Raw genomic sequence first — 12,166 nt, 5'->3', positions numbered from 1 at the left:
AATGTATCTCACAATTATTGAGGGAACTGTAGAAGAATTTGAAACCATAGAAGATGTAATCGACCACATTCAAAGTAATGTTTATTTCGAAGTAGATCAGACTGCACTTCGATGGAAATTAGAGCATATGAATTTAAATGAATCAGTCAAATTAAGAAATGATTGCATGGTTGTCAAGTGTTTGAATCAAGATGAAATCAAAGAAAGAGCAGACCAGATGTTTGAAAAGGTAGCAAATCAAGCAAGAAAAAACGGGAGTGTAAGTATTAGTTGGGTTCAAAACGTTTTTCGATTAGATTATTACACATCAGCTACTATTGTTGATCGAATGGAAGATGAAAAAATTTGTGAGAGATACAAAGGGGAAAGTCATCGAAAGATTATCGGTTAGAGACATAATTTTAAAGGAAGGTAGCTAATGAAAGTTGAGATAGAACTAACAAATGATGAAGTATATTTTTTGAGACGAATTCAAAACGACTATCAGATTCAGCAAGAAAATGAGCTGGTTCCTACTCCGAATCTTTATGTGTTGGTTGACTACAAAGAAGTTATTGTAGATCGGGATTTTGAAAGTGACTATGAGACTACATATAATGATTCAGAAAATGGAGAGTATGGCATTAGGATTTCTGAATTAAAAAAATACTTAACTGAAAATCATAAAGAAGAAATCGATGAGTTTATAAATAATGATGAATACATAGACAGTGTAACTGGTGAAAGTTTATTTGACTGGGAAGATGAAGATCATATTGACGAATTGATTGAGTATCTTCACATGGATATGTACAAAGCTGATACTACATTGAAAAAAGAGGACGTTCAAACTTTCCTTACACATGAAGCTGCTCAAAAACATTTAGAGTCCAATTACTACAATTATCATAGAAATGCGTTTATTGATAGACGCAAGCCTTGGAGAAGCTTTGAGATGGAAACATTGATAAAGTTACTATATAGAATCTCTGTAGAAAAGGAGTGATAAATTGAATCTAACTAACTTAGAAAAATTGAAAATTATTCAATGGTTTAACTACATACGTTCAACAAATCCAATTCATCTAAACGAAAGTGATTTTAAAGTTGTAAAGAAAATTCGAAAGTCAATGTTAGACAAATAAACATTGGTTGTTTGAGGAGGAATTATGTTTTCAATATTTAGAAAAAAACCAAAATGCAAACATAGTTGGATATTGAATGACATTCATGTCCAATATATTAATTCGTATATTGAAGTGTCGGGTGACGATAGATTTGTTCTTTACTGTACTGAATGCAAACGTGAGAAAACTGTACGTGAACATGAATTAATGCAAATGGAGAGTTATGGCTTAGTAAACAAATGAAATATGGGGGTTAGAAATGAAATTTACAAGTAATCACATTGCAGGAGTTCTAGAGCATAAGCGTCAAGTTGGAAATGAGTTGAATAAATTTTCATCAGAGCTATTCAAGAGAGGAGTCAGTCATGATTATTCAAAGTTTAGCGATGAAGAAATGCTTATTTTTGAACAAGTTACACCAAATTTAAAAAAGCTTACATATGGATCAGAAGAATACAAAGCTCAACTGAAGGCAATTGAGCCAGCGTTGAATCATCACTATGCAAATAATAGTCATCACCCAGAATATCATCAGAATGGTATTCAAGATATGAATCTAATGGATATCGTTGAAATGTTATGTGATTGGATGGCGGCAGTTAAGCGACATGAAAATGGTAATATTTTTAAAAGTATAAATATTAATCAAGAACGATTCGGCTATTCTAATGAACTAAAATCTATTCTTCTTAATACTGTTAGATCATTACATAAATATTGTATTGAATGGAGCTGTTGCGATGGTAGAAAAGGGGGATATGTAGCGGATAATATTACAGATTTACATGAACAGATTGATAACGATGTAACTATTGAAGAAGACCTGAAAAATGATTTGAAATATGGTTTTTTTAGGGAATTTCAAAATCAAGACTATATAACCAAAAGCGCATGCTGGGATAACGATTTTTCTATTCAGTGGACTATTAATAGTTAGAAATGGAAATTTAATAGAGAGGTGTAAAGTGAACTTTTGAATAGAGTAATCAGAAATGTTCGCCAAGAATCCGCAGCAGGGTGGTATATAGGTGGTTTAGAGTTTTTAGAGGACAATGTAGTGTGTTGGGATAAAGAAACTGGTTATTTTCCATCAGAGGATATTCTAAAAAATCATTATCCCTATTCTATCAGTACGGAAGAAGCATGTATAAAAGCGAAGCAGTATAAATGGATAGATTGGGAAATCTAATAGGATGAAATAGTGATTTTAATTGGTACATATAAAATAAAAAATGAAGAGGGATGAAAATGAGCAGTAGTAGTATTTATTTGCTAGATCAGAGTTTTAACGGTGTTGTAGATGAAGAATACAAAAATTCTTGGTTGTTTAGTCCAATTATTTGGGATGTGTTACTGGAAAAATATATGTATGATGAAATTCAAACACCATATGGCTATAAGAAAGGCATTATCGGATTCGGGGGAGATCAATTGCAACGGCAGTTAAACGAAATTATTAATAATTGTGATAGTGTCTCTGATCGTATTTGTTGGGAACTTTCAATGCAACAAATTTTCTTTTCGAAAGACAAGGAAATAGTAGCACAGGGAATTAAAGATTTCCTTGTAAACAACAATAAGTTTCATCTAACTGATGAAGGTGTTTCATATTTAGCACTTGAACATATCGCAGAAAGATTTAATCAAATTGCTGATGACATATTTAATAATGATGAAAAGGAGTATCCGTACTTTGTATTTAAAAATACGAGCGTTGATGATGGTGTTGAATACTGGTTCGAGCAGTATGACGAAGAGACTGATGAATATAAAGATAAATCTTTAAGGGATTGGGATACTGTTATCACCGAATTTGTAAAAATTGACGATGGGAAAATCAGCTTTATCAATAATATTGATTATTTCAAATAAATGATTGGATTAATTGGATAACATTTATTCACGATTTAAGTTTATGATTTTGAATTAAATAAAAAATAAAAATTAAGAAAGTAGGTATTTTTGAATGGAACGTAAAAAGTATATGGATATAATTCGTTATGGTCATAAAACTACAGTTGGAGTTTTAAATGAAGGTGATCAGATTGTTATACAGGAAAAAATAGATGGAGCTAATGCCTCTTTTATGTTTGATGAGAACAGTGGAAAAATTCGTGCCTTCTCACGTAATACTGAACTAGATGAAGAAAATACATTGGGCGGCTTTTATCAATGGACTCAGCAGCTTAACCCAAATGAATTATGTATTGGCGGTATTTACTTTGGTGAATGGCTGAATCCACATAAGGTAAAGTATACAAAATATGAAAAACAATTTTTCTTATTTGATATTTATAATACATACACAAATGAATATGTAGATTTCTCGATGGTTATAGAAGAAGCTGAACGGCTAGATTTAAATCCTGTTCCTGTATTTTATCAAGGAGAGTATAAGGGATATGAACATCTTAAGTCATTTGTTGGCAAAACATTGCTTGGCGGTAAGCTTGGTGATTTAGAAACCGGAGAAGGGATTGTCGTAAAGAATATTGACTATAAAGACAGATTTGGAAAGCAATTATTTGTGAAATTGGTGACTGACAGTTTTCGAGAAGTACAAAAACAAAAAGCACCTAAAGACCCAAATCAATTAAAGACTCCAGAGATGTTATTTGTTGAGCATTATGTAACACAGGCAAGAGTTGAAAAGTTCTTGTATAAGCTAGTTGACGAAGGAATTCTAGATGAAAATTTCGGTATTGAGGACATGGGTGTAATTTTAAAGAATCTAAACGTTAGGATTTACGAGGATTTATTAAAAGAGGAAAGTGATTACTTACCAAAAGAATACGAAGAAAAAATTATGCGTAAAAGCTTGAGTAGATTGTTGCCAGACCTAGTAAAAACTATTTTTTTAAGCCATGCTGCCTAATCAAGAGGAGTGGTAATGATGAACACAGGAAAGCAAATAGTAGAGTGCTTAAAGCATGGTATATCAATCTATTCAGATAAGATCTATACATATGGGCTATCACATACATATGACATTGAGAAAAGAACACTATACGTTCAATCAAGAATTAATCCTATACACATGGATGCATTAATTGCTTTCATTCAATTTGAGATGAGTGAAAAGGTTGATGAGTGTTACAGTATGAATCAAGAAGATGTGATCAGTGTGCTACACAAGTTTTTTGGGGTAATAAAGTTAGATAATAAACAAAAATATAGTAAATCATTTGAGATCGACTTATATTGCAACTGGGAAAGCTGGTGCGGTAGCAGAGTTTGGGAAGTTGAACAATTTAAAATAGAGGGCATGATTGAGGAGCTTCAGAAGATTTATGATACCAATAAAGAGAGTAGGCTGAGTTGATGTTTTTAGCTTGGGATGATAATAGACAAAAATGGATTACAAAAGATGTGATTATAACTAACGATGGAATTTACAAAGATTTTAGAGATTATTTAGATGGTATTGCTACCAAAGAGGTTGCTATTTTAAAAAATGTTGGCATTCCTGATAAAAATAACAAACAGGTCTATGAGGAGTACATAGTACATCATGAATTTTATGGGCAACTTATCGTTAAATGGCTTACTGAGCAAGCTTACTTTTATTTGCACGATCCACATTATAGTGATCCATATGAAGAGGGAGAACATCATACGGCTGAATTAATTCGTGAGTGTGAGGTAATTGGCAATACATTTGAAGATATCTATTAAAAGACGTGTTTTATCAGATAAAAAGGGGGCTTATTTTTTGAAAGTTAAACTATTTACACATACAGATTTAGACGGTGTTGGCTGTGCTATTGTAGCAAAATGTGCATTTCAAGATGTAGATGTTGAATATTGTAATTACGATGAGATTAACTTGAAAATAGAAAAATTTACTGCTACTGAGCAATATAGGCACTACGATAAGGTGTTTATTACAGACATATCAGTTAATGAAAAAGTAGCAAATTTAATCGACTTTTCAATATCAAGGGATCTTAGAGCAAAAGATAAATACAAGTTGATTGACCACCATGTAACCGCAAAGTGGCTTAATAAATTTGACTGGGCAGAAGTAAATGATTTGGAAATAAGCATCTATCCTCCCGAAGAGTACATGAAATCTAGTGGAACAAGTCTCTTTTACCATTACATATGGGAGAATTATGAAATTAATATTTCAGATCTTTTACGGTTTGTTGAGCTAGTTAGACGATTTGACACATGGGAATGGAATACAAAATTTAAAGATAAACATGCAAAACAGTTGAATGATTTGCTTACTATTATAGGTAGAGACAAATTTATTGAGCGATTCGAATTAGTACAAATTGTAGACTTCAGTCGATCAGAGAAAATGCTACTAGATATTGAGGAAAAGAGAATTAAGGAATACATAGAACAAAAAGAAAAAGAGCTAATAGTAAAGAACGATTCCAATGGTGTCGCTGGTATAGTTTTTGCGGAACGATATCATTCAGAGCTAGGTAATGAACTTGCTAAGAATCACCCAGAGGTTGATTTTATTGTAATGGTCAATATGGGTGATAAGAAAATTAGTTATCGGGGAATTAAAGATGATTTCCATCTAGGAGATATAGCAAAACGGAAATACGGTGGCGGAGGTCACGCTAAAGCTGCTGGTTGTCAATTAAATGAAAAAGTAATTAGTGATGTATTAGAGGGGATTTTGCAAATATAAATCACAAATTAAGAGGTGAAGTGTTTGGTAGATTTCAGGAAGATTCTTGAACAAAGAAACTCAGAGGAGTATAAGCTTGAGCAAGCCGCTAAAGTAGAACGTAAGCGACTAAAAGAAGAACTACGTAAGAAGACAGCTTGTTTTACTGGGCATAGACCGGACAAACTTGGTGGCTATGATATGAAGAATCCTACAATGATGAAGTTAAAAGAGAAATTAATAGAGACGATAGAAGCTGTAATTAAACAAGAAGGTATAACTCGTTTCATTTCGGGTGGAGCTTTAGGGACTGATACATTAGCATTTTATTGTGTTCATCGCCTGAAGAGTAAATATCCACATATCCAAAACATACTGTCAGTACCCTTTGAAAATCAAGATAAGGTATGGAGTGTCGAGCAAAAGAAATGGTATAGAAAAATGTTTGATCTAGCAGATGAGGCAATATACGTAGATACCTTAAACGAATACATAGTCAAAGACACTGTTACTGGTGACTATCATCCTACTAAATTGCAAAAGAGAAATGAGCATATGATTGATCGTAGTAGTGTTGTAATTGCTGTATACGATGGAAATAAAGGTGGTACAGCAAATTGTCTCTGGTATGCCAGAAAGAGCGTTGATAGCCGAGTAGTCTATCGATTACATCCAAACTATGATTTTGAACTAGATATAAGTTATATGGGATATTGCTAATGATCATATGAAATGGAGAGATTAGGATTGATTTCATTTTGGAGCAAGAGACGTGTCAGAGAGTTAGAATATGAGAATGAAAAATTACGAAAGAGAAATGAAGAACTAGGCGATAAGCTTCGAGAGGTAACTAAATGGAGAGAAAAACCTGATTGGAGAAAGAGCATTACAGTTTCACCTTATATTTTTGAAAAATACATACGTAAAGAATCACAGAATCGCATAGTGCACTATTCTTGGAAGGGATACGATGTAAAAATAGATAAGAACATGTCAGATGGATATGTAAGGTATGAAGAAGCAATAGAATTTCCTCATGATAATTGTAAGAATTGCGGAATTAATTTTAAACTTATTTTTGGATATCCAAGTGGAACAGGAGATTTTTGCTCAGTGAAATGTTACAGAGAAAAATTGATGAAATGAATATTTTATCAAAAATTTGAAGGGGAATTAATGAGTTCAGAAACGACAAAAAGGTTGTGTGAATTGAAAACATTGCTCAACAACCTTTTGCCAAATGAATTATTCATAAGAGTTTTAGAGGGAGAGGTAATACTCCCAATAAAAACGATTTTGGAAAAACAGGAAGTGACTGTAGTGAAGCTATGAGGCTCTATCTGGAAGGTCAAAAAATTGTTATTGATGTGCCAAATGTGGGAAGTCAAGTATTTTGCAAAGAATATGGAAAACAAAAATTTGTAGACTTTACTATAGAAGAAATTGCAAATGCGAAATGGGCTTTAATTATTAAATAAGGCAAATTTAATGAAAAATGGCTTAATTTGTCAATGGACTGATTGGTTAAAATATGAGAGTAATTCGAAACAAAGTAAAGAGTTCGGTTATCTTGATTATGAATATCGAATGATTATCAACAGAGGCTTATTTTGATATGAATAAAAAAAAAATCTATTCAATGGAGGTAAATCATGAGAGATACGAGTATTGAAGTTGAATTGAAATTTGAGGACGAAAGTAGCTTTGAGTATCAAGCAAATGTAATACCAAGAGTAGGTGAAATTATAGACATTAACGTAGATGATATGATAGGTAATTTTGAAGTTTTGAAGGTCAAACATTGCGTATTTAAAAATAAAAGACCATATGGCATGCCATCTCAGATTTTATCTTATGTGACTGTTTATATAAAAAATAAAAATAGTGGAGATATAGAAAATGATTAAAATAAAGAAAACTAATATTAGTGAAGTGGTCGTCATACCTGAAAAACCTTGGTTGAGCGAAAGAAGTGAGGAAGAGGAGTATAAAAAGGCTGAAGAGTTAAAAGCCAGTATTGAACGACATGTTGATGATATTGGAGAAATTTATATAAACACCAAATGTATGTATGGAAATGAAAGAGGAGGTGAATTTAATACACTTTATGATGTTCTTGCGAACCAGTACTATTACATTGATGAATGTTATGAATATCAGTATGTTCTTCCTAATGCTGACTTAGGGATAAGAGAATGCGCTTTTAGTTTTAGAGAGTTAATTGAAACGGCATATAGACATCCATGGCAATTTGAACTAAAAGAGTCGAGCGTAGAATTAACACAAGAGAAAAAAATGTTCTTACAAAAAGTAATCGAAGTTGGCTTAAAGGATACAAGCAAATAAAAGTATATTTTACGGAAAAGAGATGCGCTAATGGATCAGGAAACAAAAGATATAACAGTAATGTTTCTCTTCATAATTCTAATTTTTGCATTAGGTGGACTGGCTGTACAAGGTGTTTGCCTGATATTTGGGATACCTCAGTTTAGTTACTTACAAAGTGTTGGAATATTTACAGCAATAATATTTTTTCTGACTTCAGCAGCAACAACATGATAAAAGAAGGATTTCATTAGGGGGATAGGTGGTGGTACTGGTGGTAGACATTGTATTGAAAGATGGTACAACAATAAAGGAATGTTCCATCTACAACGAAGGAGTAATTGGAGAAATGTCTATACAAAATGTAGAAAAGCTGATAAGTAAATTTCAAGTGCAGTCATGGGAAAATGAACGGAAAGTAATACCTTTTCAAACAAGAATGATGAAAGGCTACATACCAGTTCCTAATGTAGAGTCTTATATGATTAGAACTGTTGACTAAATATATGATTAAGGAGGCACTAGAATGTGAGAAATAAAGTTTTGAGGTTTGGGATCATGTCGTCAAAGTGAGGTCGTACAGAAAACCGAACAATTTGACGACATGATTGGATTCCGGTTTTCCCATTATCCGTAAACATGCAATACACCAAACAAAAAATCGCTGACTATAAAGTTAAACTATATAGAAACAAATGATAGGTAGTATTTAAATCGTTTTAAAATCCCTATTTATATAATCCAAAGTTGACTTTATATGAAACGGATAGCTCTTGCCCTGCATACATATATACTAATGTTGCTTCCTTTGAAAAATCAATTTGATCTAATGGGAAAGAAGCTACGATAATTGCTCTATATGAAGGTGTTTTAGGATAGTATTCTGTATATGATGGCATTTCATCTTTACCATCAATAGATAAAGGTTGAATGACCTTATTGCCTTGTTTGAGGACTGCGCTAGATGAATCTAAGTAATTTACATCGTTGCCATATGTAGTTATGGAAAAAGGTATGTAGCCCTTAAAACTAGCTGCCGTTTGTTTAGCCTGAGCTAGTGTATAAGGTTTCATTTGTTGATTATAGTAGTAAGACTCTGAGAATACTAGATTATAGGGGGTAACAACTTCTGCCGTTGGATTAAAAAGCTTGATCTTGTTTTCTATTACAGGAAGGTCGTATGATTTCATAAATAAGTTATATTGTTCTGAAGTTTTCTTGCCGTCTTTTATCGCTCCATTCAAAGTAGGGTCTGATAATTTGAATATCTTATCTCTCACAATTTGGCTTTGATTAGTCTGAACTGTTGCCTTTTTTACAGGTAGTTGAGCTGCAAAGCTAGTCCCTGCATTGGCACTAATGATAGATAAGATAGAGAGAGAGATTGCGAGGTGTTTTTGTATTTTCATAATTTCCTCCTTAGTATTATAGAAAATAATGTTATATCTTTTATTATCAACTAATAAATACCAATATTCAAGAAAAGGTTGATATGTTTTGTATAAGCATAAAAAGGAATAATCTAATGATAATGTCCCTGACGAAGTATACGATCAGATACGTATAAAACGTGAGTCACTACAGGAGATAGATGCAATGGACAAGGCGCAAGTAAATCTTATTTCTTGGATGTATGACTTTATTGTTGTTCAAATGAAGCTTAACCCTGAGAAATGCAATAATAGGGACATTGAGTTACTTCAGCAAGCCATCAAAAGGAGATTCCCGAAGTACTATCACGCAATTGTCAATGAGCTTTGTAAAGGTGAGTGAAGAAATGCTATATCATGAGATAAATGAGCAGCTAAAAGCTGGAGATATTGTATACATATGTGATTATCGTTTTAACAACATAGATCAGCAACCGATTCGTCATGTGGAACCACAAAAGGTAATGGTATTTAGTAATAGTGACTTACCAAGGAATAAAAATGTATATTATTCTGAACATCATTTTAGACCCTTGAATAAAAAAGGTAAGTCGTCGAGTAGAATTATTGCACCATATGACAACACAGGATATCGGCATTATACGGGAGTTTCATTAAACATCTTCTTTAGTGAAGAGGAATGCATTAAACATTATTGGCGACAATGTAAGCAAATTCTTAAGAGATTTGAACAAGCTAAAATCGACAAAGTAAATTACTATGAAAGCAAAATAAATGAAATTAACGAGGAGATGCTTCACCAAGTGCAAGGATAAACATAGAAGTAATTGATGTATAAATGAATACTGCAATTAGAGTAAGAGTCTAAATGAAAGCAAATGGAGGGGGATTTGATATTTCGTATACAGCATATGAACGTGAGACAGTATTGACATGTGATGATGAGACTAAAATGTGGACAATTTACACGTTACAGCCGCCAATTATCACAAGGTTAAGAAAAGCTGGAATAGAGCCGTTTCAGATTGATAAGGATGGGGGACATCATTACAAAGAAGTAGCTTTTAGGCAGGTGTCTTTCAGATCCAAAAGCAAAGGACGGGAGATGACAGATGAGCAAAGAAGAGAAGCTGCTGAACGATTTAAGAGAGCTAGAGAGGAGAAAGAGGTGGAGGGTGATATTAAGTAAAGAGAAGTGTCAGGTTCTTTGGAAAATTGAGGATGAAATCAAGGAATTAGCAAAACAAAATCATAAATACATATCCTCAACTTATTTAGCCAAATCAATCAATGAAAGTGAATCAGATGTGCTGGAATGTTTAATGCACCTTCAGCAACAAAAGAAACCAAATAAGGGAGGTCTGATGTTTAAAGTCATTTGCCCAGCACATGACAAAGTAATTGAAGAGATAAGAGATGTATGGTTGAACGGATTGACTGTGGAGTTAAAAGATAGATATTGGTGTGGGTGTTGTATTGAATATAGACCAATGAATCTTGATGAGATAAGAGTTTCATTTGAAATCAGCGACCAGTATCTTGGCTACATTAGGGACTATCAGTTAAAAGGATGATTATATGCAGATTAATACATATGCTGAGAACGTGTGCTTCAAAATTTTCGAGGCATTAGGAATAGTAACTCGCAATAAAATGATGTTTTTATCAGACAACCAAAGGAGGAATGGTCATGGCTAAATATCGTAAAAAACCTGTAGTTATTGAAGCAGTACAGTGGTTCGAAGGAATGGATGTTGAAGGTGTATTTGACCTAGCAAGCGTGTCTGAAGCTTGGTTTAATAAAACAGATGCGGATGGAAGATATTTTATCCAGACACTAGAAGGACAGATGTCTGTTAGAAATGGTGATTACATTATCACAGGCATTAAAGGTGAAAAATATCCATGTAAACCAGACATTTTCGAAGCTACATATGAATTAGTTAAATAAGAAAGGACTCATCATCGAATTTTGGAAAAGATGATCAATCAATGTAAGGAGGAAGAAATTATTAAGAGTGCAATTCAATTTCATAATGGCTCAAAAATTATCCTTAAGAAAGAGTATGCTGCGATAAGAGGAAAACAGAGCTTAAAATTTTATGAGTTTAATGGAAAATGGCAAAGGAGAGGTTGCATGAAAGAAGAATTGATGAATAATCTTGAAGATATAGAGTTAGTCCGCCAATTAGTTAATGAATTGCAAATCAGAGATTCTAGTAAGAACATTATTAAGTTAGCAATTAGTGATGCATTTAGAACTGTAAATAAGAAATTGTACATTATCGAAAGTAGAGAAAAAACAAAACTTGAAACTAAAATGATTGATAATCATAAAGTTACAATTCCTAAAGGGCTATACAGTAATAAAAATGCTGTTTATTACTATGGAAATGGCGTCATTTATCAAATCAGCAAACCAAGATTTGACCAAGATAAAAGCTTTCACATGATAAATTGCGTTTGGATTGATGAAGTTAATAGGCAAACAAAACTAATAGTTCGTACTCTAGGTGGAGATAACTACGGAGATAGATATTCTTTGGAAGCAAGTTACTTTAAGGATATAAGGGATGAATATCCGCATTTGACTAAGGCGATTAGACGTAGTAATTATAAATATAAAGAATATGTAGAAAAGGTTTTGGCATACATAAGAGAGTTTAATGGATTTGAGAATTTCCATGTAAAAGGGAAAACAAAATAAAATGGAA

The 12,166-nt window shown here is 32.8% G+C and carries 22 protein-coding genes; 21 read left to right on the top strand and 1 reads right to left on the bottom strand.

The features are described 5' to 3' along the window. Position 1 precedes the first annotated feature (1 nt). The 16 genes from EEL30_21775 (at position 2) to EEL30_21700 (ending at position 8,563) form a co-directional block, all read left to right on the top strand. Positions 2–391 (top strand): hypothetical protein, encoded by a 390-nt coding sequence (locus EEL30_21775; GenBank protein QDX94673.1) that lies wholly within the window; start codon positions 2–4, stop codon positions 389–391. Between the two features lie 27 nt (positions 392–418). Further along, complete coding sequence (locus tag EEL30_21770; protein QDX94672.1) at positions 419–985, top strand: hypothetical protein; 567 nt, start codon at positions 419–421, stop codon at positions 983–985. A 163-nt stretch (positions 986–1,148) separates the two neighbouring features. Continuing rightward, positions 1,149–1,349 (top strand): hypothetical protein, encoded by a 201-nt coding sequence (locus EEL30_21765; protein QDX94671.1) that lies wholly within the window; start codon positions 1,149–1,151, stop codon positions 1,347–1,349. A gap of 16 nt (positions 1,350–1,365) precedes the next feature. Then, positions 1,366–2,043 (top strand): hypothetical protein, encoded by a 678-nt coding sequence (locus EEL30_21760; GenBank protein ID QDX94670.1) that lies wholly within the window; start codon positions 1,366–1,368, stop codon positions 2,041–2,043. Positions 2,044–2,079: 36 nt separating this feature from the next. Next, positions 2,080–2,295 carry a hypothetical protein gene (locus EEL30_21755; GenBank protein ID QDX94669.1) on the top strand — a complete coding sequence of 72 codons (216 nt, stop codon included), beginning with the start codon at positions 2,080–2,082 and terminating at the stop codon, positions 2,293–2,295. 59 nt (positions 2,296–2,354) lie between these two features. Further along, positions 2,355–2,978 (top strand): hypothetical protein, encoded by a 624-nt coding sequence (locus EEL30_21750; protein ID QDX94668.1) that lies wholly within the window; start codon positions 2,355–2,357, stop codon positions 2,976–2,978. A 94-nt stretch (positions 2,979–3,072) separates the two neighbouring features. Further along, entirely contained in the window at positions 3,073–3,981 is a 909-nt protein-coding gene (locus EEL30_21745) for a hypothetical protein (GenBank protein QDX94667.1), read from the top strand. Between the two features lie 15 nt (positions 3,982–3,996). Next, complete coding sequence (locus EEL30_21740) at positions 3,997–4,428, top strand: hypothetical protein (GenBank protein QDX94666.1); 432 nt, start codon at positions 3,997–3,999, stop codon at positions 4,426–4,428. Continuing rightward, complete coding sequence (locus EEL30_21735) at positions 4,428–4,781, top strand: hypothetical protein (protein QDX94665.1); 354 nt, start codon at positions 4,428–4,430, stop codon at positions 4,779–4,781. Before EEL30_21740 ends, EEL30_21735 begins: the two co-directional genes overlap by 1 nt. A gap of 37 nt (positions 4,782–4,818) precedes the next feature. Continuing rightward, on the top strand, positions 4,819–5,757 hold the full coding sequence (locus EEL30_21730; GenBank protein QDX94664.1) for a hypothetical protein: 939 nt from the start codon (positions 4,819–4,821) through the stop codon (positions 5,755–5,757). 24 nt (positions 5,758–5,781) lie between these two features. Then, positions 5,782–6,456 carry a DUF1273 family protein gene (locus EEL30_21725; protein QDX94663.1) on the top strand — a complete coding sequence of 225 codons (675 nt, stop codon included), beginning with the start codon at positions 5,782–5,784 and terminating at the stop codon, positions 6,454–6,456. A gap of 27 nt (positions 6,457–6,483) precedes the next feature. Next, positions 6,484–6,882: a hypothetical protein gene (locus tag EEL30_21720; protein ID QDX94662.1), complete on the top strand. Its 399-nt coding sequence runs from the start codon at positions 6,484–6,486 to the stop codon at positions 6,880–6,882. A gap of 506 nt (positions 6,883–7,388) precedes the next feature. Further along, on the top strand, positions 7,389–7,643 hold the full coding sequence (locus EEL30_21715) for a hypothetical protein (GenBank protein QDX94661.1): 255 nt from the start codon (positions 7,389–7,391) through the stop codon (positions 7,641–7,643). Next, positions 7,636–8,082 (top strand): hypothetical protein, encoded by a 447-nt coding sequence (locus EEL30_21710; protein ID QDX94660.1) that lies wholly within the window; start codon positions 7,636–7,638, stop codon positions 8,080–8,082. Before EEL30_21715 ends, EEL30_21710 begins: the two co-directional genes overlap by 8 nt. A 30-nt stretch (positions 8,083–8,112) precedes the next feature. Further along, the gene (locus EEL30_21705; GenBank protein ID QDX94659.1) at positions 8,113–8,295 is read left to right on the top strand and encodes a hypothetical protein; all 183 of its coding nucleotides are present in this window, start codon (positions 8,113–8,115) and stop codon (positions 8,293–8,295) included. A 31-nt stretch (positions 8,296–8,326) separates the two neighbouring features. Next, positions 8,327–8,563 (top strand): hypothetical protein, encoded by a 237-nt coding sequence (locus tag EEL30_21700; protein QDX94658.1) that lies wholly within the window; start codon positions 8,327–8,329, stop codon positions 8,561–8,563. Positions 8,564–8,789: 226 nt separating this feature from the next. Here EEL30_21700 and EEL30_21695 read toward each other — a convergent pair whose 3' ends face one another. Then, positions 8,790–9,470, bottom strand: a complete 681-nt coding sequence (locus EEL30_21695; protein QDX94657.1) for a hypothetical protein — start codon at positions 9,468–9,470, stop codon at positions 8,790–8,792. A gap of 368 nt (positions 9,471–9,838) precedes the next feature. Here EEL30_21695 and EEL30_21690 point away from each other — a divergent pair, with 368 nt between their 5' ends. The 5 genes from EEL30_21690 (at position 9,839) to EEL30_21670 (ending at position 12,159) form a co-directional block, all read left to right on the top strand. After that, the gene (locus EEL30_21690; GenBank protein ID QDX95855.1) at positions 9,839–10,267 is read left to right on the top strand and encodes a hypothetical protein; all 429 of its coding nucleotides are present in this window, start codon (positions 9,839–9,841) and stop codon (positions 10,265–10,267) included. 80 nt (positions 10,268–10,347) lie between these two features. Then, positions 10,348–10,641, top strand: coding sequence for a hypothetical protein (locus EEL30_21685; GenBank protein QDX95854.1), 294 nt, complete (start codon positions 10,348–10,350; stop codon positions 10,639–10,641). After that, a complete protein-coding gene (locus EEL30_21680) occupies positions 10,628–11,026 on the top strand; it encodes a hypothetical protein (GenBank protein QDX94656.1) in 399 nt (132 codons plus the stop codon). The genes EEL30_21685 and EEL30_21680 overlap by 14 nt, the downstream gene beginning before the upstream one ends. 116 nt (positions 11,027–11,142) lie before the next feature. Continuing rightward, a complete protein-coding gene (locus tag EEL30_21675) occupies positions 11,143–11,403 on the top strand; it encodes a hypothetical protein (protein QDX94655.1) in 261 nt (86 codons plus the stop codon). 30 nt (positions 11,404–11,433) lie between these two features. After that, on the top strand, positions 11,434–12,159 hold the full coding sequence (locus EEL30_21670) for a hypothetical protein (GenBank protein ID QDX94654.1): 726 nt from the start codon (positions 11,434–11,436) through the stop codon (positions 12,157–12,159). The last annotated feature ends 7 nt before the right edge of the window (positions 12,160–12,166 follow it).

It is taken from the genome of Brevibacillus laterosporus (genome assembly GCA_007833815.1).
Taxonomy (GTDB): Bacteria; Bacillota; Bacilli; order Brevibacillales; family Brevibacillaceae; genus Brevibacillus_B; species Brevibacillus_B laterosporus_D.
Note: the sequence above shows the minus strand (reverse complement) of the source record. Positions and strands in the feature narration are given on the sequence as shown.